The sequence below is a fragment of the Devosia sp. LjRoot16 genome (assembly GCF_964252795.1).
Classification (GTDB): Bacteria; Pseudomonadota; Alphaproteobacteria; order Rhizobiales; family Devosiaceae; genus Devosia_A.
In genome coordinates this window covers 535,296-556,382 of the sequence record NZ_CAXUPH020000002.1, presented here as the reverse complement: position 1 = coordinate 556,382, position 21,087 = coordinate 535,296, and the positions used below count along the sequence as shown (strand labels likewise).

The window sequence follows — 21,087 nt, the reverse complement described above, 5'->3', positions numbered from 1 at the left end:
GTCTAGTGGCGCTTGCCGCCCTTGTTTTGAGCGCGTATTTGACTGCCGTTGCAACATGGTTCCCCAGCGCCAATGAGTTCCGTCGGCCCGCGTGGCCTCAGCCACCTGAAGTCCCTCGAGTCCGAAAGCATCGAAATCTTCCGCGAAGTCGCGGCAAGCTTCGAGCGTCCGGTGATGATGTATTCCATCGGCAAGGACTCGTCGGTGCTGCTGCACCTGGCGCGCAAGGCCTTCTTCCCCAGCCGCATCCCGTTTCCGGTCCTCCACATCGATACCAGGTGGAAGTTCCGCGAGATGATCGAGTTCCGCGACCGCATGGCGCGTCAGCACGATCTCGATCTGATCGTGCACACCAATCCGGATGGGCTGGCAGCGGGCATCAACCCGTTCGATCACGGCTCGGCCGTGCATACCGACATCATGAAGACCCAGGCGCTGCGCCAGGCCCTCAATGCCGGCCAGTATGACGCGGCTATCGGCGGCGCCCGCCGCGACGAGGAGAAGTCGCGCGCCAAGGAGCGCATCTTCTCGCATCGCAACGCCCAGCACGCCTGGGATCCGAAGAACCAGCGGCCCGAGCTGTGGCGCATCTTCAACACGCGGCTGGCGCCCGGTGAGAGCATGCGGGTGTTCCCGATCTCGAACTGGACCGAACTCGATGTGTGGACCTACATCTACGCCGAGGGCATCGAGATCCCCGACCTCTACTTCGCCCGCCGCCGCCCGGTGGTGGAGCGCTCCGGCACCCTCATCATGGTCGATGACGACCGCTTCCGCTTCAATCCCGGCGAGACAGCGCGCGAAGAGATGATCCGCTTCCGTACTCTCGGCTGCTATCCGCTGAGCGGCGGCATCCGCTCCGACGCGGCCGACCTGCCGTCGATCATCATGGAAATGCAGGCCTCCCGCACCTCGGAGCGCGAAGGGCGCCTCATCGACTCCGACAGTGTCGGCTCGATGGAGAAGAAGAAGCAGGAAGGGTACTTCTGATGTCGAGCGTACCCATGACCGCCTCGTCTGCTGAAACCGCCCTCGAACTTTGGCTCGCCGAACAGACCGACAAGAGCCTGCTGCGCTTCCTCACCTGCGGCTCGGTCGACGACGGCAAGTCGACGCTGATTGGCCGGCTGCTCTACGACAGCCAGCTGATCCTCGACGATCAGCTGGCCAGCCTCCGCAAGGAAAGCCGCAACCGCACCACCGGCGATGAAGGCATCGATTTCTCGCTGCTGGTCGATGGGCTCACCGCCGAGCGCGAGCAGGGCATCACCATCGACGTCGCCTACCGGTTCTTTTCGACCGACAAGCGCAAGTTCATCGTCGCCGATACTCCCGGCCACGAGCAGTACACGCGCAACATGGCGACCGGTGCCTCGAACGCCGATCTGGGCATCGTCCTGATCGACGCCCGCAAGGGTGTGCTGACCCAGACCCGCCGCCACAGCTTCATCCTGAGCCTGATCGGCGTGAAGCACGTGGTGCTGGCGGTCAACAAGATCGACCTCGTCGGCTACGATGCCGACGTGTTCAACGCCATCGAGGCAGAGTACCGCGCCTTCGCCAAGGATCTTGGCTTCGAGACCCTCGTCGCCATCCCGCTCTCGGCGCTGAAGGGTGACAACATCCTTGACCCCAGCCCGCAGACGCCCTGGTACAATGGCCCGCAACTGGTGCCGTATCTCGAGAGCATCGAGGTCGCGACCGACCGCGTCGAGCAGCCATCCCGCTTCCCGGTGCAGTGGGTGAACCGCCCGAACCTCGATTTCCGCGGCTTCTCCGGCACTCTGGCCTCGGGAGAGGTGAAGGTCGGCGACGACATCCTGGTCGCCGCCTCCCGCAAGCCGGCGAGGATCAGCCGCATCGTCACCATGGACGGCGACCAGCAGCACGCCATCGCCGGCGAGGCGGTGACCCTGGTGCTCGATCGCGAGGTCGATATCTCGCGCGGCGACGTGCTGGTGCACCCCGGCGAGACGCCGGACTATTCCAACCAGTTCCAGGCCCGCATGGTCTGGATGAGCGACGAGCAGGCCATCCCCGGCCGTTCCTATCTCTTGAAGCTCGGCGCCCAGCAGGTGCCGGCCTCGATCACCGCGCTGAAGTTCAGAACCAACGTCAACACGCTCGAGCAATCGGCTGCAACGACTCTGGAATTGAACGAAGTCGGCACTGTCACCATCGCCACCGACAAGCCGATCGCCTTCGATAGCTATAGCGATAACCCGCTCTCGGGCAGTTTCATCCTGATCGACCGCATCAGCAACGCCACGCTGGGCGCCGGGGTGATCGAGTACGGCCTGCAGCGCGCCAAGAACCTGAGCTACCAGTCGTTCGACGTGAACCGCCGGGTCCGCGCCGAGATGAAGGGCCAGACGCCGCAGATCGTCTGGTTCACCGGGCTGTCGGGCTCCGGCAAATCGACGGTCGCCAACCTGATCGAGAAGCGCCTCACCTCCGAAGGCCGCCACGCCTATATCCTTGACGGCGACAACGTCCGCCACGGCCTCAACAAGGACCTCGGCTTCACCGACGAGGCCCGCGTCGAGAACATCCGGCGTGTCGCCGAAGTGGCGCGGCTGATGGCTGATGCCGGGCTGATCGTCATCGTCTCGTTCATCTCGCCGTTCCGCAACGAGCGCCGGCTGGCGCGCGAAGTGGCGGGTGATGTGAAGTTCACCGAGGTGTTCGTCAACACCCCGCTCGAGGTGTGCGAAGCCCGCGATCCCAAGGGCCTCTACGCCAAGGCGCGCCGCGGCGAGATCAAGAATTTCACCGGCATTTCAAGCCCCTACGAGGCGCCGGAAAAGCCCGACATCGTGCTGCACGGTGCGCTGCAGGATCCGGTGCAGATGGCCGACGACCTCTACGCCCGCGTCTTCGAGTGGGATACCGGCTACTCGATCTAGCGCCGCACGCACGGGATCTCCCTCCCCCTCGGGGCGACCTCTTGTCGTCCCCCATGGGGGGGTAGCGAAGCAGGACTTGGCATTCCCTTGATTCCTCCCCACAAGGGGGACGACAAGAGGTCGCCCCGAGGGGGAGGGAGACGACTGAGACACGGCCACCACACTTCCTGTGAACACCTCGCCATCGGCTGGCGCCGCCCTCCGATCGATGCGACAATGCCGGTCAGGTTGATTGGCTAGTATCTCATGCGCAACGCGTTCCGGCTCCTGTTGTGGCTGCTGCTCCTGTGGGCATCGACCGCTGCCGCGCACGCTTCCTTCGATGATTCGAAGCTCTGGTTCGAACGCCTGAGCGACGAGGAACGCTCCGCCACCCAGACCGACCTGATCCTGCTCGGGTACTACCAATACCTGGTCGATGGTCAGTTCGGCCGCGGCACCTTCGACGCCATCGCCGCGTTCCAGAAGAACCAGGGCAGGGCCACGACCGGCGTTCTCACCGATTTCGAACGCCGCGCGCTGCGCGATCAAGCCGGAAAGGTCGATAGCAGGCTCGGCATCGAACTGGTCAGCGACACTCCGGCGCATGTCGCCATGATGATTCCGCTGCGCCTGCTATCGATCCGCAACCCGACCGATGCCGGCACCTCGTATGTCAGCGAGGATGGCGAGTTTTCGCTCGAAACCATGCATGTTTCGCTCGCCGACCAGTCGTTCGAGGCGCTGTTCGACGTGATGACCAGCCCCGATCCGGAGCGCACCGTCACCTATCGCAGCTTCGGGGCAGGGCGGTTCGTCGTCTCCGGGCAGATCGGCGACTATTCGTTCTACACCATGTTCGTCAGCGCCGCCGGCGAAGCAGTCGGCTACTCGCTCGCCTGGGGTAAGGACTACGCTCACGAGGGCGCGGTCACCTCCGTCTACATCGCCTCGCACTTCACCCCGCTCGGCAACCTGCCGCCGCCCGATGAGCTGAAGAAGGCCGAGGGCACTGGCGGTGCACCGCCGCGCGGCGCCTTCGTCCTGCCCGAGGATCAGCCGGACCTGATCCTCCTCAACGCCGATATCACCGACCAGACGTCGTCCGAGTTCGACCGCGCCCTCGCCGCCCGCCCGCAGGTTCGTATCGTGGCGCTCAACAGTCCCGGCGGCTCGGTCGATTCAGCGCTGAAGATGGCCCATGAGATCCGCAAGCGCGGGCTGACCACATTCGTGCCGCGCGACATGGGCTGCTACTCGGCCTGTGCCTATATCTTCTTTGCCGGCATCGACCGGCAGGCCGAGGGTGAACTCGGCGTGCACCAGATCTCGGCCGAGGTTGCCGATCTGGTGCTGGCGCAGACGACGCTCGGCGATGTGCTCGATGCGCTCGAGGAATTCGGCGTCCACCAGCAGGTCATCTCGCACATGCTGCGCACGCCACCCGACGACATGTACGTGTTCAGCACGGCCGAACTGACCGAGTTCGGTATCCTGAGCGGCGATCCGCTGAGCATCACGGTGGCCCTTGAACAGCCACAGGAGGCGCCGGGCAGCAGTGGCGCGGCGATCGTGCACCTGTCGAGCCAGTCGGACGCAGCCGAGGCCGAGCGGTCGCGCGCCTATGTCGAGGGCCGCTGGAGCACGCTGTTCGGCGAAGCCAAACCCGAGGTCGAGACCGCCGGCAACGTCTACCGCGTCCAGGTACCGACCCCTTCGCTCGAACGCGCCAACGCCATCTGCGCCGCCATCAAGGCCGACGGCGGCGGTTGCTACGTGACGGCAGCGGGAAGCTGATCACCGACGGTGAGGGCTTGAACAACCCCCTCGGCCGCAGGGCCGAGGGGCAACTGTAACGACTGACAGCCTAGTGAACGAAACGCGGGGCGTCGGCGGCGGGCTTGCCGCCGGGCACCACGATGATCGCCAGCACGGCCGTCGCGCCGGCGACAATGGCCGAGAGCGTCAGCGCGTCGATAAAGCCGTTGGCAATCGACGGCGCGGCAAGGCTTGCCGCCGCGATCGCCGCGAGGATGGCCGCGCCCATTGCTCCCCCCAGCTCGTGGAACGTGTTGACGAGACCGGAGACGACGCCGGTTTCATGTGGCCCGGCATGCGCCATCGCTGTCGTTGTCGCGCTGACGAATACGGTGCCTAGTCCGAGTGCAGTCGTCGCCACCGAGGCGATCAACAGCATGGGCGAGCCAAGCGCGGTCGTCGCGAATGCCAGCGACGCGGCGGCGATGACGAGCCCGGCAACAGCGACGACGCGGGCGCCGAGGTGGCCAACAGCATGACCGGCAAGGTGGGCGCCGACGACGGTTGCTACGGCGACAGGCAGGAAGCCGAGGCCGGTATCAAGGGCGGTCCAGCCGAAGCGGCTTTGCAACGCGAAGGAAAGCAGGAAGAAGGATCCGACGAGGAGGCCGGTCGCCACCAGCATCAGCAGTGCTCCGGCCTGGATCGGCCGGCGGGTCAATAGCCGGAGATCGACCAGGGGCTTGGCTGCGAAGCTCTCGACCGCTGCGAAGACCCCGAGGATGACGATCGCCGCGCCGATAAACAGCATCCCATTGCCGAGCGAGCCGATTTGGGTGATGCCGATGACCAGGCTGGCGGTGCCGAGCGTCGCCAGGATTGCGCCGATCACGTCGAACTTGCCGTCACCAAGTCCGCGGCCGGCCGGCACGACCAGCGGTACCGCCATGGCAACGAGGATGCCGATTGGCACGTTGACGAAAAAGATCCAGCGCCAGCCCGGACCGGCGGTGAGCAGGCCGCCGAGCAGCACGCCAACCGCAGCGCCGGAGCCGCCGATGGCGCCCCAGATCGCCAGGGCGCGATGGCGCGAGCGGCCGGTGAACAGGCGGGTCACAGTCGAGAGTGCGGAGGGGGACAGGAAAGCGGCGCCGACACCCTGCGCCGCGCGGGCGGCGAGCAGCATGGTCGCGTCGGTGGCGAAGCCCGCGGCGAACGAGGCAACGGTGAAAACGATCAGGCCAGCCATAAAGACACGTCGCGAGCCGAGGAGGTCCGCGGATCGACCGCCCAACAGCATCAGGCCGGCGAACGGGATGGCATAAGCGGCGATGGTCCAGGCAGCGGAAGTTGGAGGAAAGCCGATGTCGCGGCTGAGATCGGGCAGTGCGACATTGATGACGGTGACATCGAGAATCAGCATGAACTGGGCGAGGCAGAGCAAAGCCAGGGCAAACCAGCGACCTGACGCGGGGGCGTCTTCTGGTGCGCTGGGATGGTGGGCTTCGGTGGCTAGGTGATGGTTCATGGACGTTCCTAACATGAACATATATGTTTGAGTTAACGACGGAACGTATACACCAGTGTTTGATTTAGTAAAGGGCTGACGATGCCGACTACCGACGGTGAACGTGCGAGGCGCTCTGACGCGCTGCGCAACCGAGACGCGATCATGGATGCGACGTTGGCCTGTCTCGCGCTCAACCCGTCCGCCAGCATGGCCGAGATCGCTCAGGCGGCCGGAGTCGGCCGGGTGACGCTCTACGGACATTTTTCCTCGCGGGAGGAACTGATCGACGCGGTGTTCGAGCGCACCATGGCCAAGGCCGAGGCAGAGTTGTCGGCCGTCGATCTCAGCGGCGACGCGCGGCGGGCGATGGAGCGGCTCGTCCGCAGCTCGTGGCGGATCGTGGCGGAATCACACGCGCTGCTGGGAGCAGCGGAGGTGGCGCTGTCATCCGAGCGCATCCGCAGCCATCATCATCAGCCGATGGCGCGCGTCGCGGCGTTGATCGCCAGGGGCCAGGCAGAGGGAAGTTTTCGCGTCGATCAGCCGATCGAGTGGCTGACCGCTTGCTTCCACACGATCCTGCACGCCGGGGCGGCCGAGGTTCGGGCCGGTCGCCTGACCGAGGCCACCGCGGCCGAAATCATTCCCGACACGGTGACGGCGCTGCTCAGTCCGCCAGGCTGATGGTGGTAAGGACCCGGACGCGAGGCGAGCCTACGCCCAGGCCTTGCCGGATGCGGTTTCCGCAACCACCACGGGCCGCCATCAAGCCGATGGCGGCGGCAGTTGGGTGAACAGCGCAGTCGGTTGAACCCAGCGGTCACGGCGAATTGGCCGACTGTTTCGTCGGGCCAAGTCGCGCCAGAGCTTCCGTGAAGCCATTGGAACTCAACACAAACTTCACGGGCTTGCCGGTTGTTGTGGGGACGATGACGGCGGAGATTGTCGCCGCAGTATCGAGCTTGCTCAGGTAGTCCGGCGCCAGGATCGCCTGAACGACGCAATTGCCGGCGCTGCACTGGGCGAATGGCACAGTCCGAAGTTTGCCGTCCCCGATATCGAGGGTCAGGCCGCGATTGGTTGCAACATCGGCGGGCGTGCGCCAGGCGGCGTGGACGACACCCTCGGGATCTCGCCACACCGTCCACGCGAACACTATGCCTTTGGACTCCTTGGCGGAGAGCTGTTGCTCCATATAGCAGGCTGTGGCCGCGTCCGCCGGGCAGATCACGAACCAGTCCTCGATCCGCTCGACCTTCGGGTTCGCGGCAACGGGAGTGGTGCCAGGTGCAGTCGGCGGCGCAACTGCAGGCGAGGTCGCCTCAGTCGCTGCAGCCGCGACGGCGTCCACGGCTGCGGCGGTTGGGAGCGATTGTCGCCACAGCAGGTAACCGACGGCGGCCCCGGCGACGAGCACCAAGGCAAACACAATCGAGAGGAGCCACGCGAGCCATGGACGTCTGCGCCGCGGCCGGCGTTCGCCGCTCGAGCGCTGGTGGGGAACCGCCTCGTCGTCTGGATCGTCCTCGAACTGTGGTTCGACTTTGGGTAACCGTGGCATTGGCAGCCGGTCCCTCGCCTTCAAGTCTCGCGTCGCCCCGCGCTGTCGCGTTCGCGCTCAGCTATGAGCGGCATCACTTCAGCTTCTGATAGACCGCCGTGAAGCCGACCAGCGACATCTCGAGCGTCACCACCTGCTTGCTCATGCTCTGGAACAGGATGTTCAGCTTCTGCCCGTTCTGCATCGCGGCCAGTGTTTCCGGCGACATCACAGCACTGGCAGAGCAGCCACTGCGGTCGCAGGTCTGCAGCTCAAGCTGCTGGCCGCCCGCTCCGTCGATGTTGAAGCCAATTCCCGCTCCAAGATAGATGCCGAGCGGAACTGAGACGTGAAGGCTTGCGGTCGCTCCATCAGGCGGGAAACGCAGCGAGGCCCTGCCGACCATCTGCTTTGCCGCGAAGGCGGGCTTGGTCATTGTGCACTCGGCGCCTGACTGACGGGCCTCGGAAACACAGCGACCGGTCCACTCTACGGTCGGGGTGGCGGCCTCGGCCTCACCGCCGAGAACTGGTTCCTGCGCCGCGGCCGGAGCCGCAAAACTCAGTGCGACGGCGAAGACATACAAAAAACTGCGCAATCTCATCGACGTGCCCTCGTTACCGTCTCCGCAATACACGGGATGTACAGAAAGACGGCGGAAAATGCAAGTCAGAGACGGCCAAAAACCCAGCTAAGTCTTTGAGATATACTGTAATCTGCGACTTCCTTCGTCGTGAATTGTGTCATATCGTGCGACGACAACTGTTGGTGCACGAAAATGGCACGATCGAAGAACAAACCAGTGGCCCCTGCCGCGGCGTCGGCCGTCGAGGCAGCGAGATCGTTGCAGCCGGCGCTGCAGCGCCATCTGGTGATCGTGCACCAGCCAGGCTGGCAGGCTCTCGATGACTGGTACGAGATTGCGCAAATGGTGCGCCGCATCGATCCGACGACGGGAGTCGTCATCGTCGCGGCCGACCGTCCCGATCCCGAGCTGCTGAAACTGGCGGCGTCGCTACCCAGCCTGGTGTTCTCTGCCGGGCCACTTGGCAAGTTCGCTCCCGCGCGGGGCAAGGTCTATCACGGGCGCCCGATTCACAAGTTCGAGCAACTGAGGAGACTTGCGGCCGGCAGGGTTCGTGTGCCGATGAGCACCATGCTGGGGCCGGACACCAAGCTCGATCCAGCGATGTGGGGGGAGTTCGTGGTGCTGAAGCCGACTGACATCGCCACCTCGTCGCAGGGAAGAGGTATCCAACTGATGCGGACTGTCCGGGTGCGTTATTTGAAGCCGGAGGACTATCCCGAGGATCACCCCGGACGGCGTGCGCCGATGGTGGTTCAGCAGTTCATCAACTCCGGTCCACGCATGCCGCACTACCGGGTGCTGACCCTGTTCGGGGAACCGCTTTATTGTCAGATGTCGGAGGCGGGCGACAACCGGGTCGACCTTTCGAGCGATGACGAGACGATCGAAGCGGCGCCCGTTGCGCTGAACGTGCTGCAGGGCAAAACCAAGACCTTCCTCTATCGCGCCGACGTCGCGGCATTGGCGCGGGCTGCGTATCGGGCAGTCCCTGAGGCGCCGCTGCAAGGTTGCGACATCATCCGCGATGCCGCTACCGACCGGCTCTACGTGCTGGAACTCAATCCTGGCGGCAATACGTGGCACTTCTCTTCGGATTTTCAGGCGCCGTTACGCGCTGTTGACGGGCCGGAGCACGAGGCGCGGCGGCGCTGGCACCTCGACGCCTTCGGCACGGCGGCGCATGTCCTGGCCGATGTAACCCGCCGGGAAGCTGTGTAGGGTCGCGGCCTCACTGCTGCCGAGCACGGCCCCCTCATCGGATCGGTGTTGCAGGTTGTCCGGTCCTTGCCGTCTCAAACGCCACCTGCTCAACCACCTGGCTCGCAAAAACAGACGGCCGGTTCTTTCGAACCGGCCGCGTGCTTGTTGAGCTGTTGGCTTAGAAGCCCTTGCGCAGTCCGGCCTTGGCATCCACCGAGGTGAAGTCTTCGTTGAACTTCACACCTGCCGAACCGAAGGCCGAGAAGCTCCGGTCGGCGCTGTACACGGTTGCTGTACCACTGAGTTCGCCGAATATGCCGCTGATGCCGTCGCCGAAGGTCGTGCTGTTGCCGAGCCCGTCGGTGATGGTGATCTGGTTCGCATCCTCGAACTCGTTCCAGATCTTGCCCATCAGCGAGACTTCGGTGGTGGTGTCGCCCGGAGTGCCGAGCGTCACGCCGGCGCGGGCACCAATACCGCCCTGCAGGCTCGTGCCGTCGCTGAACTCGACCGAGGCGCCACCGGCGTCGAAACCGTCGAGCTGGGTCGAGACGAACGCCACAGACGCGATCGGCTCGAAGAAGGCGCTGTCACCAAGCTCCATGCGGTAGCCGGTGTTGGCGAGGATACCGATGCTGGTCGAGGCTCCCGAGACTTCGAAGCCCGGGCTGATCGGCGCCGTGTAGGTTACGTTGAGCAGGTCGGCCTTGACCTCGGCGTCGGCATAGAAGCCGCCGCTGGTGAAGGCTGCGTAGGCGCCAATCACGCCACCCGTGTACTCGGCGGCCGCCCCATAGCTGTCGAAGTCGAGGTTCGAGCCGACATAGCCACCGAACACGCCGGCGCGCAGGCCGTCCTCACCCCCGCCCATGGGCTGGAAGTCGACGCCGCCGAGGATCGAGAAGGTGTTCTGCACGAAGCTGGTATCGATGGTGACCGGACCACCGGGCGGGATGATCTCCGTGACTTCGGTGTTCTGGTCTGTCCAGTTTCCTGTGGCCTTGGCCCAAACCGCCGCGCCTGGAGCAGCATCCGGCGCGATCGGCAGTTCGCCGACCGGAAGATCCGCACCCGCGCCACCACTGCCTGCCAGCGGGAAGTGGTTGCCGTACACGTGGTCGGCGACCACGCCTGCCGTGTCGTGCCAGATATTCTGGGCGGCGGTGATCAGGGTTGGAAGCTGTGCCGCTTGCGGCGCCCAGCCGCTTTCCAGCACGAAGTCCGGATCGGGAGCAAAGCCTTCTTCGTGCAGGTACCAGGCGTAGAACCCATCCTGGATGGCGCCGACGCCGTCGACATTGATGTAACCCTCCGACGCGGCGTCGATGTACATCGTGTCGCCTTCGACGCAGGCGACTTCGTAGCACTGCATGCTCTCGTCATTGGCGTCGACCGGTGCGTAGGCAACGTAGATCTTGTCGCCGAGCAGGTCGGTCGGTGCGGTCCCGACCTTGTTGATGATCAGGCCGGTCGAGCCCTGGATCTCGTCTTCGATTTCGAGATAGTCGGCGCGCCAGGTCGACGGATCGTCGTTGATCGGGCCCATCTGCGGGCCGAAGTTCACATCGAGACCAACGAAGCTGGTGAGGCTGCCGTCGTCGCCGCCGCGGAAATTGTGATCGATCCAGGTGAAGTCACCCGTGCCGTCGTCGATCATGCTGAGCAGCCCGACCTCGGCCTGGAAGCCGTCGTCGTAGTAGCCGCCATTGGTGAAGGTGTTTACGCCACCGAAGTTGGCCGTCTCGTAGGTGTCCCAACCGAACGCCGTCTGGATCAGGCCAGCGTTGTGAATCTCATCGTTGGAGCTGCCGTGCATCTCGGTGCCCCACTCGCCGTTATCAGTGACCAGCCAGGTACCGAAGTTCTTGACGGTGTTGCCCCGCACCTCAGGCCAGTCGTCGCCATTGTGCCCGTCCATATTGACGCGGCCGACCATGACGCCGTGGTTCTCGACATAGGTGGCTCCACCGCGGGTCCACATCAGCATGTCTGACGCGGCGTCGGCGTAGCTGTCGAGATTGTCGACCAGACCGACCTGTCCGCCGCTCCAGACGAAGCTGCCAATATCGTCATAGTCCTGCAGCAGGCTCGCAACTGCGTCCGTATCGAGCGGCAAAGCCGGCACGTCGATCGCATCGGGCGCAGTCCAGTCGCGCTCGAAGTAGGGAATGTTGTCGCTGGTCATCAAGCCGAGGTTGATGATATCCGCGCCGCCGTCGTCTTCGTTGGACGTGGCCAGATTGATGACCGGCTCCTGCCAGTAACCGTCGCCGACGATCATGCCGCCAACACCGTTGCCGATCCACACCTGGTCGGCATCGGTGATGTCGATACCGTTATCGGCACCCCAGATCAGGCCGCCGTCCAGACCCCAGTTCGAGTTGTAGCCGTCCTCGCTCAGCGGGTCCGGGTTCCCGTCGAAATCGCCGTTGGCGATACCGACCCGACCGCCATACTCATCCCACGAGTTGACATCTTCCATCTTGATGCCGTCGCCATAGAAACCCTGGATCCGGCCGTCGGCATTGCCCACGAACACGTTGCCGCGCCAGGTATCATCCACCTGCAGGCCGTCCTCGATGCCGAAAATCGTTCCGCCAACATTGTTGGCGTCCACGTTACCGTCGGCGTCGCGGATGTAGGCGCCATCATCTCCGCCCCACATCAGGCCGTCCTGGTTCCCGAGGTTGACTGCTTGGTACCAGCTGTCGTCCCCATTTTCGCCATAGACGCCTTCGACGCCACTAATGTGAACCGCATCGTCATTGACGCCGACGATCAGGCCACCGTTTTGGATGGGCCGGTCGAAGTTGTCCGTGTAGCTTCCATTGTTGATTTCGACCATCCCGCCAACGTTATAGGCGTTGACGCCGCGCTGCTCGCCCCAGATCCCCAGGCCTGCGCCGATGTCACCGAACAGCGTATTGGTGTCGAGCAGGCCATCCTCGTTGTTGGAGACCTGGTCATCGAGGACGCTCAGGTCGAAAGCTTCGCCCAGCGTGCCGCCGTTGTTGATGCGCAAGTTGCCGCTGATGTCGGAGACGTAGACGCCGTCTTCGTTGACGCCGACGATCAGGCCACCGCGCTGAAGCACGTCGTCGGTCGGATCTTCGTCGGTTCCCATCCAGTCGTAGTACGCGTCATTGTTGATGTGGACGTTACCGTTGCCGTCGTCGAGGTCCTGGACGTCAGAGACGTAGACACCGGTGTTGTAGCCTGCAATGACGCCTGCGCTGTTGTTGTTGACCTGAACGGCGTTGCGAAACTCATCCGTGTTGTCGACGTTGCGGACGTAGACACCGTTATTGCCGAGACCGGCGATCAGGCCGTTGCCGTTGCTGATCTCGGTCCAGATGATGTCGTCGTGAACATAGACGCCGTCAACGGCGCCGATCGACGACCCGTAGCTGTGGTTCTGCAGCTCGAAGATCAGGCCGTCCTCGGTGCCGCCAGTGGCTTCGATGGCCGCAAAATTGGTGCCTTCGACATGCCCATTGTTCTGGATGACGATGTGGCCGGGCCCGAAGCCACCATCGTTCTCGACGAAGATACCGGTCGTGCCGGTGATGCTGGCCGCGTCAAAATCATCGTTGCCCCAGTCGTCATCAATCTGGAACACCACCGGGTCGCCCAGCGAGCCGGGGTTCAGAATGGCAACGCCGGTGCCCCCGGCATTGTTGATGAACGAATTGGGATAGAGGCGTATCCCGTTGTTCTCGGTTGAGTAGCCGTCGGCCTCGATGGTGAGGGCCGGTGCCGCATGATTCGAAGTCAACTCGAACGGATTGTTGTCGGGGTTTGGCCCCAGGTCCACCTGGAACGTACCGTTCGGCTCCAGCACCAGCGGCGTGACCAGCGGTAGGTTGGTGTCATCCGCCCCGGCGCAGGTGTAGTAGTTCGCCGGGTTGATATTGCAGGCAGCCCCCAGCTCCTCCGCAAATGCCGGGGTTGCCCCGATCATTCCGGCGCTCATCGCTCCCGCAAACAGCGCGGTACTTGCCAACAGCCAAGACGGCTGCGTGCGCGGACCGCGAGTTACTATTGGATTCGAATGCCTTGCGTCGCGGTTTGCCTGTGCCGCTTTGCGATGAGCCTGATTCGACATGCAGTCCCCCGTCCTTCTGATGTCGTCGGCCATGAACGTCTTCAAGACGCCGGTGGCCGACTACCATGCGATGATCGAATGCTTATGTGGACTCCAGAACTACAGCAAGAAGAGTCTATCGACTCCTACCAAGAGTCTACGTGGAGTCTTCATCGTGTTGCCGCACTGCAACAACTGCATCGACGGCAAGACGATGGCGACCATGGTCAAGACAATGGCGACCAAAGTAATGTATATCCGGGTCGTCAATGTGGATTTTGTCCGTTCCGCGGCGGGAATGACTCCAGGCATGGAGTCGGTGTCGTGGCGAAGACTCCGGCCGACATGAAAATGCCGCGAAGAGACCGCGTCATCGTCTGGGTGGTGACAGCCGAGGGGCGAATGCTAAGCATCTATCGGGGGATAGTCGTGATCCTCGCTATCGCGGCCTTTGGCCTGCTTCTGTCAGCTGCAGCGCCGGCAGCTGCTCTGGCCGCGGGAGAGTCTCGCGCCGGTCCGGCCGGGCCCGAGGGAGGGCCGCAACGCGAGCAACTCTGGCTGGTGCCATCCCCCCTCAAGGACGTGCTTATGCACGCCTACCTCTACAGGCCCCCGGGCGACGGCCCGTTTCCGCTGGCGGTGATCAACCATGGCTCAGACGAAGACCGGGCGCGCCGGGCCAGGGTGGCGATGCCGTCATTCCCGGCGCTCGCGGCTTGGCTGGTGGCGCGTGGCTATGCTGTGCTGCTGCCGCAGCGGCCCGGGCACGGCATTACTGGCGGGCGCTACCTCGAGGGGCAGGGGGCTTGCGGTAATCCGGACTTCGAGCGCGCCGGACTTGCTGCCGCCAGTAGTATAGAGAGTGCGGTAGACTTCATGCAGGCGCAGAAGTTCATCGAGCCCGGTGGTATTGTGATCGTCGGAAACTCGGCCGGCGGCTGGGCTGCGCTGGCGCTGGCGAGCCACAACCCAGCCGGGGTTGCTGCGGTGGTAGACTTTTCCGGGGGGCGCGGCGGCCGCGAGCGCAACAAAGCGTACAACAATTGCGCGCCGGATAAGCTGGTGGCCGCAGCCGCTGCCTACGGCCGGACGGCCCGGATCCCGACGCTCTGGCTCTACGCGGAGAACGACACCTACTTCGCGCCCGAACTGTCGCGCCGCATGGTTGATGCCTTTGTCGCAGCAGGTGGGGATGCGGAGTATCGCCTGCTGCCGGCCGTGCGCGGCGACGGCCATGCGCTGGCGCTTACCGCAGGCCGTGAAGCGAGCTGGAAAGCGCCCCTCAAGGCCTTTCTCGACTCGCTGGTGCGGAAGCAGCGACAGGACTGAGAGCGGCAGGACTGAGAGACGGGCGGCAAAGAGCCCCCTCGGCCGGATGACCGAGGGGCAGTTGGCCCGCGTCTCAGAATTGGAAATTGAGCCCGGCGCGAACGACGTGGAACGCCACATCGCTGTCGGCAGAAAAGTTGAAGCCGTCGCCGAAATCGGCATCGACGATCTGTTCGCTGCCGAGGTCGGTGTAGAGATACTCGGTCTTGAAGGTGATGTTGTCGGTCAGCGCATACTCGATGCCGGCGCCGATGGTCCAGCCGAAGCGGTCATTGGTGATCGACTCGTCGATGACCGTCTGCCCCACGATGGTGCCGTTGATCGACGATGTCGTCTGACCCCAGGCGAGGCCGCCGGTGGCATAGACCACGAAGCGATCGTTCACCCAGCCGATGCGGGGTCGGAGCGTGGCGAACCAGTCGAGGCGGGTGCCGAGGTCGAAGTCGGCGGATTCGCCGGGCGGCAGGAACTCGCCGGTTTCGTCGGTGATGCTGAGCGAGACGCGGCCATCGATCGATGAGCCTTGAATGTCGCCCTCGATGCCGAGCAGGACGTTCTCGCTCCACTGCCAGTTGTAGCCGGCCTGCACGCCGGCGATGAAGCCGCCGGCCGTGACGTCGGCCGAGCCGGTGGCAAAGATGATCTCGCCGGGGCCGGGCGGCACAAGTGCCGGTGCCGGTTCCTCTTCAACGGGCTCGGGCCCGATGATCTGGAACGGATGCTTGAATACCCCGCCGCCATAACCCGCGTTGATACCGGCATAGAACCCATTCCAGTCGTAGAGCGGGGTGGAATAGATCGGTTCGATGATTGGGAGATCGGCCGCAACCGCGCCAGTGGCAAAAACGCAGGTCGCACCGAGAGCTAAGAATCTCGTCCGCATAGTCAACCCTCCAATAATAGAGCGAAAAGACGCCCCATGCAGCGAAGAGTTTAGGTGGACTCGTCCCTGGAGTCCTTAACAAGTCGGCAAATGCAGAGTGTTGTTGCATTTTCGACAAACAACCGACAATTGTGCGAAACAGTGCGAAGTGTCGATATGTTGTTGTAAGATCAGCGAGAATCGAGCGCCGGGGATGGCGAATGTGCGGTTTCGAACAATGTGAACTTGCAATAACCTGCGTCCGTCAACGGGCGTTGCCAAATTAATGACGCATTTTGGGCCGTGCGGCGGCCCGCGGCGCGGCTGCGCTGCGCGAAGTTATCGCGGTGCAATGACTTAGCGCTCGTCGCCTGCCGTGACCGGCTTCTCCTCGAGCGCGACGGCGGAGGTCTCGACATTGTTGTCGATGCCCCAGTCCAGCGTTTCGAGTCTTAACGTCTCGAACAACACATCTGCGCTGACCTTGCGGCCATCGAGTTTGGCGAGGACGGATGAAAAACGCGCACCCAGATCGGCGGGTGCATCAACACCAGTTGCAGAGACCACGGCCACACTTTCTGAAAGGGAGCGGCGAAGTCGGACGAGCCCCCGACTGTTCGGGCGCGGGCCTACTGCAGAATCTTTTAAGGAACGCTTCTTGGACAAAGTACAATTTCGCTTTCATTCGGAAAGCGCGCTGTGGGCCAAGCAACAGAGCTCTAAGCGCAGTTTTCTACCGCGCTCTAACGGTACCTACCTGAACCCACGATGAAAAGCGCCGCCCGCCACATATTGGGCAGGCGGCGCCGTCATTCGGGCGGAAGGGTTAACTAGTTGATGCCGGCAAACGTGCAACCCAATCGCCCAGCCGGGTGAGGTTGCCGCCGAGCTTGGCATGCGCCAGCGGGCGCAGCGGCGCGACGAACGCGTCGGCCGCCGGATCCGGAGCGTGGCGGAGCAGCGGCTCCACCCAGGCCAGCATGAATGGCTCCAGCGCCTGCTTGCCGGTCTGGAACGTCTGCTCCTTGCCGTTGATCTTCTGAACGATCGACGGATCCTCGATCGCTTTGAGGCTGAACGCGGCAATGGTGCTGAGCTTGCCGTCGCACGCGGCATAGCCATCGTAGCCGGTTGCCTTCAGCAGGTCCGCCGTGACGATCAGCGGCGCGGTGGCATGGAGCTGGTAGTTCAGCGCCTTGTCGGCCCGGTTCATCTCCAGCGGCAGGCTGCCATCCGGCGAGGCCTGGCAGGTCACGAGCTCGAAGCTGCCCTTGGCCCAATCGAGCATCGCCGTGTCGCCATTCAGCCGCCCGATCGCCGCAGCCGCGAGCCCGGCCCAGGCCCGCAGGTTCGCCCGCTTGGCATTCTTCGGGGCGTCATTGTCGAAGAACTGCTCCATCGCAGTGGCCACATCGGTGAGCCAGCCGACGACGCGCGTGCGCTTGGCCGGATCGAGGGGGCCGGCGGTCTCCGCCTGCAGCAGTGCTATCGCCAGCCCGGCATAGCGGGCCGGGATGGCGAGCTTGACGTTCAGCGTCTCGAGCTCGGTGAGCGCGCCGGCCGCCGCCCATTGGTCGAGCCAGTCGAGCACACATTCGCCGCGGGCGGTGTCACCGTCCATCAGTGCGGTGTTGGCCATCTTCATCAGCTCGCCGATGAACTTCTCCACCGGCTGCAGGGCGCGATCGACCTCGGCATTGGACACCTCATCGATATCCGAGCGGGTCTTGCTGTCGTCGGTGTAGCGGCTGCCGAAAGTGAGCGCGACCACTGGGGCAGGGACCGCAGGGCAAGCGAACGGTTTGTCCTCCGCCCGGCCAGCCGAAGTCCCGAGCACCAGCGTCATCGCCGCGATCAGGGGGAGTGCAATCCGCATCTCAGTTCTCCACTGCCATCGACGCCAGCAACCGCTGCGCCTCGGGATTGCCGAGCCCGGCCGCATCCTTCAGCAACACGGTGGCCTCCTGGATCGAGGGTTCGATGCCGATGCCCATGGCGTAGGCCTTGGCGAGTTCGACCATGGCGATGGCGTCGCCGCCTTCTGCCGCACGCTTCAGCCACGAACTGGCATCCCTCGCCTCGGCCACTGTGGTGCCGGTCGAACGCAGGTAGAGCGCCAGCTCGCGCATTGCCACCGCGTCGCCAGAGGCGGCGGCCGCTGCATAGCGGGCCGACCAGTCGACCTCCTCCATCACCGCGGTCTGGATCGCCGGCGGCGCTTTCAGCACCTTGTCGCGGATCTTGCCGAGATCGGCGACCTGGGCGCTGTCAATCATCCGCTTGAACATCGCCACCGCTTTGGTCGGGGCATAGTCCTCGCTGTCAGGGTCGGCATAGATCTTCACCAGCCGGCTCACTGCCGTATCGTCGCCGAGCGCCACCGCCTGGTCGAACAGCTCGATGGCGGTCTTGGCCCGCTCCTCGCCGCCCATCGCCATGTACCGATCGGCAATCGCGGTGTGGCGCCAGCCATCCTCGCCGGCAAGCCGCAGGCTGACCTGCAGCCAGTGCTCGGTCTCGCTATCGTCTTCGGTGGCAACGAACGCGCCCGCCAGCTTGATGGTGTTCTCGAAGGTGCAGTCGACCACGCTGGCGGCGCGATAGAGATAGTCGTGCCGCTGCGCCTCGTCCTTGGTGTTCGAGGCCGCAAAGATCAGCGCGTCGGCGTCGCCGCGCTGCTCGATCGCCTGTTGATACTGCGCCAGGAGCTCCGCATCCGAGAAGCCCTCGGCCTGCATGATCGGCAAGAGCCGCAGGATCGCCTCGCCCGAGCCCTGCTGGGCCGCTTCGGTCAGGTAGCCGATGGCTTCGCTCCGCTTTTCCGCGTCGTTTGGAAAGTAGTCGAGCAGCACCGAACCGAGGTCGACTGCCGCCCGCGGCAGGCCGTCGGCGCGCGCCTGCTTCAGCGCCGCGATGGACTCCTCGATCACTTCGGGCGTCGGCGATACGGTCAGCCGCTGCCGTGCCAGCGCATCGATGGTCGCCGGCACCGGATCGATGCGCGACTGCCAGAACGCCAGCATTTCCGGGCTGGCGCCATTCCGGTTCAGGTAGTCTACGTAGTAGGCCACCGAGTTCGGCCGGCCGTAGAGCGCATGGGTCTGGAGCTTGGCCAGCGCCAGCGGGTCGGCGTCAGGGTCGAGCGCGTCGATATCGTCGGAATCCATGAACTCGGTCGAGTTGCCCGCGGCGTCCTCGGTGCGCTGCCAGAAGCCGGCAAGGCGCATGTCGGCACCCTTCGGCGCGCGGCAAAGGTAGGCCTGCCGCAGGTCGGTCATCGGGTCGATCTTGCCGGCATTGGTCACCGCGAAGCTGAGCAACTCGGTCGCCCGTTCGAACACGCCCGGCTCGTCCCGGTGCCGCAACAGGATGAAGGCCAGTTCCTGCGCCGAGTCCGCATCCTCCAGCGCTACGCCCTTTTCGAGCAGTGCCTTGGCCTCGGCCTCGCCGGCCCAGCGGCCCTTGTCCGTCAGCACCAGCTTCGCCAGCTTGGAAAATGCCCAGCCCGGCGGCTGCGACATCTCTACGAGTTGGTTGAGCCGCGCCTGGTAAGCCTGCTTCTTGTCTGGGATCATCTGCTCGCTTTCGAGCAGGGTCGCCAGCCGGAACAGCGCGTTACGGCTCCCGATGTCCGAGGCTTCGGCATAGAGCGCCTCGGCCTTGTTCTTGTCCTCGGGCACCAGCGCGCCCGCTTCATAGAGCTTGCCCAGTTCCACCTGTGCCGCCGCCACACCGCGGTCGGAGGCGAGGTTGAGGTACTTCAGCAGGTTGTCATTGTTCTTGACGATCAGCTCGCTCTCGAGATGCAGCTGCGCCACCTTCCAGGCCGCGCCGGCATCGCCGAGGTCGGCCGCCAGTCGCAGCCACTGCTCGGCAATGTTGTGGTCCTGCTTGACCACCAGGCCCTTCGAATATTCGCGGGCGATGCGGCCGATACGGTCGCAGATCTCGGGGTCGAGCTTGCCCACCAGGGCGCCGAACGCCATCGTCACGGCCAGCTTGGGATCGAGCTCCCAGCCCGGCACCTGTTCGCCGCCGATATTCATCGAGGCGAGGCGGAGCAGGGCGTCGGCATTGCCGCCCATGGCGGCGCGGGTCAGGTAGCCGAGCCCCTTCTCCTTGTCCTTCTTCACCACCAGCCCGTCGAGATAGAGCGTCGACAGCAGGTTGAGCGCCTTGGGGGCGAGGCCGCCCGCATTGGCCTCGAGGCCGTCGATGACGCCGGTCTCGCGCAACTGCGGCACCTTGCCGGCCTTGAGATAGAGGTTGATCCGGTCGATCGCGGTGTCCGGCACCTTGGGCGCCGGCATCTTGCCGACGATCGCCAGCATCTTGTCGACCAGCTCGAAATTGCCGGTCGGGTTCAGGTCCCTGAGCCGCCGGGCGTCGCGCAGCACCAGCTCGGGGTCGCCTTCAGGCACCGATGCCCCGTCCCACGCCTGCCAGCGCGCCACCACGTCGGGGTCGGCCTTCTTGGCAACACAGACCTCCTGTGCCGGAATTTCCGGCGGCAGGAAGGTGACCTCGACAGGCGCCGCCACAGCGGCGGATACGAGACCTGAGCCAAGCAGCAGGGCGGTGGCGAGGCGGGGGACGAATGAGGGCATCGGAGCCTCCGGTTGGAGCGCTTTCTGGAAAGGTTCAGAGACTTTTCCGGTTCGAAAGCGCGACGAAATCAGGACAGTTACTGCGCGCGGAAGAAGGCGTTCTCGACAGCGGCGGCGGTATAGGTGCCGTTCGAGCCGCTGAAGATGATCGACACACCGCCACGGCGCTTCAGGTCGAGCGCGGCCACCGTGGCTACCGGCTTGCCTTCGGCCTGCACCTCGAAATCGAGGGTCAGCGGGGCCTTCAGCGCCACCGACTTGCCGGTGTCGCCGGCAATGGCCTCGATTGCCTTGGTCTTGGCGGCGGGCACGAACAGGTCGACGCTGGCAAGGTCGGAGAGGTTGTAGAAATAGACGGTGGCCTTGCTGGGGTCGGAGGCCGGATCGTCCTGCAGCACCAGCGGCTCGCCTTCGACGCTCCAGGCGTAGGTGTAGTAGGCGCCCGGCGAGGTGGTCACCGAGCCCGACACATCGCCGGCGGAGACCGGGATATCGCCCGGCTGCACGTTCACATAGGCCGAGAGCCCGTCGGTGATGTCGTCGATCGTGGTGCCGTTCACCACCGCCACGGCGGCGCCGGGCACCAGCACGCGGACGAAGGCGGAGTTCGGATCGACCGGCGCATCGTAGAGCCCGTCATCCTGAGCCAGCGCGAAAGGCGTGGCGCTGAGCAGCATCAGGGTGGTCAGGGCGATGAGTTTGGGGGTTGAGCGCAGCATCTTG

At 64.4% G+C, this 21,087-nt stretch carries 16 protein-coding genes; 7 read left to right on the top strand and 9 right to left on the bottom strand.

What is annotated here, in order from left to right; genetic code table 11:
- Positions 1–72 precede the first annotated feature (72 nt).
- From cysD to ACSQ23_RS13095, 3 genes are all read left to right on the top strand, one after another.
- On the top strand, positions 73–990 hold the full coding sequence (gene cysD / locus ACSQ23_RS13105; protein ID WP_055878611.1) for a sulfate adenylyltransferase subunit CysD: 918 nt from the start codon (positions 73–75) through the stop codon (positions 988–990).
- Positions 990–2,906, top strand: a complete 1,917-nt coding sequence (cysN, locus tag ACSQ23_RS13100) for a sulfate adenylyltransferase subunit CysN (RefSeq protein WP_436090881.1) — start codon at positions 990–992, stop codon at positions 2,904–2,906. Before cysD ends, cysN begins: the two co-directional genes overlap by 1 nt.
- Positions 2,907–3,152: 246 nt before the next feature.
- Positions 3,153–4,682 (top strand): peptidoglycan-binding protein, encoded by a 1,530-nt coding sequence (locus ACSQ23_RS13095; RefSeq protein WP_436090880.1) that lies wholly within the window; start codon positions 3,153–3,155, stop codon positions 4,680–4,682.
- Between the two features lie 70 nt (positions 4,683–4,752).
- Here the strand turns inward: ACSQ23_RS13095 and ACSQ23_RS13090 are convergent, their stop codons facing one another.
- Positions 4,753–6,171: an MFS transporter gene (locus tag ACSQ23_RS13090; protein ID WP_436090879.1), complete on the bottom strand. Its 1,419-nt coding sequence runs from the start codon at positions 6,169–6,171 to the stop codon at positions 4,753–4,755.
- A gap of 81 nt (positions 6,172–6,252) precedes the next feature.
- Between ACSQ23_RS13090 and ACSQ23_RS13085 the strand changes: the two genes are divergently transcribed.
- Positions 6,253–6,837: a TetR/AcrR family transcriptional regulator gene (locus ACSQ23_RS13085; RefSeq protein WP_436090878.1), complete on the top strand. Its 585-nt coding sequence runs from the start codon at positions 6,253–6,255 to the stop codon at positions 6,835–6,837.
- Positions 6,838–6,973: 136 nt separating this feature from the next.
- Here ACSQ23_RS13085 and ACSQ23_RS13080 read toward each other — a convergent pair whose 3' ends face one another.
- Together ACSQ23_RS13080 and ACSQ23_RS13075 are read right to left on the bottom strand one after the other, a co-directional pair.
- Entirely contained in the window at positions 6,974–7,714 is a 741-nt protein-coding gene (locus ACSQ23_RS13080; RefSeq protein ID WP_436090877.1) for an invasion associated locus B family protein, read from the bottom strand.
- A 73-nt stretch (positions 7,715–7,787) separates the two neighbouring features.
- Positions 7,788–8,297 carry an invasion associated locus B family protein gene (locus ACSQ23_RS13075; protein ID WP_436090876.1) on the bottom strand — a complete coding sequence of 170 codons (510 nt, stop codon included), beginning with the start codon at positions 8,295–8,297 and terminating at the stop codon, positions 7,788–7,790.
- Positions 8,298–8,537: 240 nt separating this feature from the next.
- Here ACSQ23_RS13075 and ACSQ23_RS13070 point away from each other — a divergent pair, with 240 nt between their 5' ends.
- On the top strand, positions 8,538–9,500 hold the full coding sequence (locus tag ACSQ23_RS13070) for a hypothetical protein (protein ID WP_436090875.1): 963 nt from the start codon (positions 8,538–8,540) through the stop codon (positions 9,498–9,500).
- A gap of 160 nt (positions 9,501–9,660) precedes the next feature.
- Here ACSQ23_RS13070 and ACSQ23_RS13065 read toward each other — a convergent pair whose 3' ends face one another.
- On the bottom strand, positions 9,661–13,443 hold the full coding sequence (locus tag ACSQ23_RS13065) for an autotransporter domain-containing protein (RefSeq protein WP_436090874.1): 3,783 nt from the start codon (positions 13,441–13,443) through the stop codon (positions 9,661–9,663).
- A 175-nt stretch (positions 13,444–13,618) separates the two neighbouring features.
- Between ACSQ23_RS13065 and ACSQ23_RS13060 the strand changes: the two genes are divergently transcribed.
- Positions 13,619–13,915, top strand: a complete 297-nt coding sequence (locus ACSQ23_RS13060; RefSeq protein WP_436090873.1) for a hypothetical protein — start codon at positions 13,619–13,621, stop codon at positions 13,913–13,915.
- Entirely contained in the window at positions 13,891–14,895 is a 1,005-nt protein-coding gene (locus ACSQ23_RS13055) for an alpha/beta hydrolase family protein (RefSeq protein ID WP_436090872.1), read from the top strand. Before ACSQ23_RS13060 ends, ACSQ23_RS13055 begins: the two co-directional genes overlap by 25 nt.
- A 73-nt stretch (positions 14,896–14,968) precedes the next feature.
- Here the strand turns inward: ACSQ23_RS13055 and ACSQ23_RS13050 are convergent, their stop codons facing one another.
- The 5 genes from ACSQ23_RS13050 to ACSQ23_RS13030 all read right to left on the bottom strand — a co-directional run bounded on the left by ACSQ23_RS13050 (position 14,969) and on the right by ACSQ23_RS13030 (position 21,083).
- Complete coding sequence (locus ACSQ23_RS13050; RefSeq protein ID WP_055995601.1) at positions 14,969–15,778, bottom strand: outer membrane protein; 810 nt, start codon at positions 15,776–15,778, stop codon at positions 14,969–14,971.
- A gap of 336 nt (positions 15,779–16,114) precedes the next feature.
- A complete protein-coding gene (locus ACSQ23_RS13045) occupies positions 16,115–16,423 on the bottom strand; it encodes a hypothetical protein (protein WP_156387307.1) in 309 nt (102 codons plus the stop codon).
- A gap of 160 nt (positions 16,424–16,583) precedes the next feature.
- Positions 16,584–17,633, bottom strand: a complete 1,050-nt coding sequence (locus ACSQ23_RS13040; RefSeq protein WP_436090871.1) for an alginate lyase family protein — start codon at positions 17,631–17,633, stop codon at positions 16,584–16,586.
- Position 17,634: 1 nt separating this feature from the next.
- Positions 17,635–20,364 (bottom strand): tetratricopeptide repeat protein, encoded by a 2,730-nt coding sequence (locus ACSQ23_RS13035; protein ID WP_055995607.1) that lies wholly within the window; start codon positions 20,362–20,364, stop codon positions 17,635–17,637.
- A 77-nt stretch (positions 20,365–20,441) separates the two neighbouring features.
- The gene (locus ACSQ23_RS13030; RefSeq protein WP_436090870.1) at positions 20,442–21,083 is read right to left on the bottom strand and encodes an alginate O-acetyltransferase AlgF; all 642 of its coding nucleotides are present in this window, start codon (positions 21,081–21,083) and stop codon (positions 20,442–20,444) included.
- Positions 21,084–21,087: the final 4 nt, after the last annotated feature.

Excerpts from the sequence above, each read along its gene's own strand:
- cysD (WP_055878611.1), top strand. The coding sequence starts at position 73 with ATGAGTTCCGTCGGCCCGCGTGGCCTCAGCCACCTGAAGTCCCTCGAG.
- cysN (WP_436090881.1), top strand. The coding sequence starts at position 990 with ATGTCGAGCGTACCCATGACCGCCTCGTCTGCTGAAACCGCCCTCGAA.
- ACSQ23_RS13095 (WP_436090880.1), top strand. The coding sequence starts at position 3,153 with ATGCGCAACGCGTTCCGGCTCCTGTTGTGGCTGCTGCTCCTGTGGGCA.
- ACSQ23_RS13090 (WP_436090879.1), bottom strand. The coding sequence starts at position 6,171 with ATGAACCATCACCTAGCCACCGAAGCCCACCATCCCAGCGCACCAGAA.
- ACSQ23_RS13085 (WP_436090878.1), top strand. The coding sequence starts at position 6,253 with ATGCCGACTACCGACGGTGAACGTGCGAGGCGCTCTGACGCGCTGCGC.
- ACSQ23_RS13080 (WP_436090877.1), bottom strand. The coding sequence starts at position 7,714 with ATGCCACGGTTACCCAAAGTCGAACCACAGTTCGAGGACGATCCAGAC.
- ACSQ23_RS13075 (WP_436090876.1), bottom strand. The coding sequence starts at position 8,297 with ATGAGATTGCGCAGTTTTTTGTATGTCTTCGCCGTCGCACTGAGTTTT.
- ACSQ23_RS13065 (WP_436090874.1), bottom strand. The coding sequence starts at position 13,443 with ATGATCGGGGCAACCCCGGCATTTGCGGAGGAGCTGGGGGCTGCCTGC.
- ACSQ23_RS13060 (WP_436090873.1), top strand. The coding sequence starts at position 13,619 with ATGAACGTCTTCAAGACGCCGGTGGCCGACTACCATGCGATGATCGAA.
- ACSQ23_RS13050 (WP_055995601.1), bottom strand. The coding sequence starts at position 15,778 with ATGCGGACGAGATTCTTAGCTCTCGGTGCGACCTGCGTTTTTGCCACT.
- ACSQ23_RS13040 (WP_436090871.1), bottom strand. The coding sequence starts at position 17,633 with ATGCGGATTGCACTCCCCCTGATCGCGGCGATGACGCTGGTGCTCGGG.
- ACSQ23_RS13035 (WP_055995607.1), bottom strand. The coding sequence starts at position 20,364 with ATGCCCTCATTCGTCCCCCGCCTCGCCACCGCCCTGCTGCTTGGCTCA.
- ACSQ23_RS13030 (WP_436090870.1), bottom strand. The coding sequence starts at position 21,083 with ATGCTGCGCTCAACCCCCAAACTCATCGCCCTGACCACCCTGATGCTG.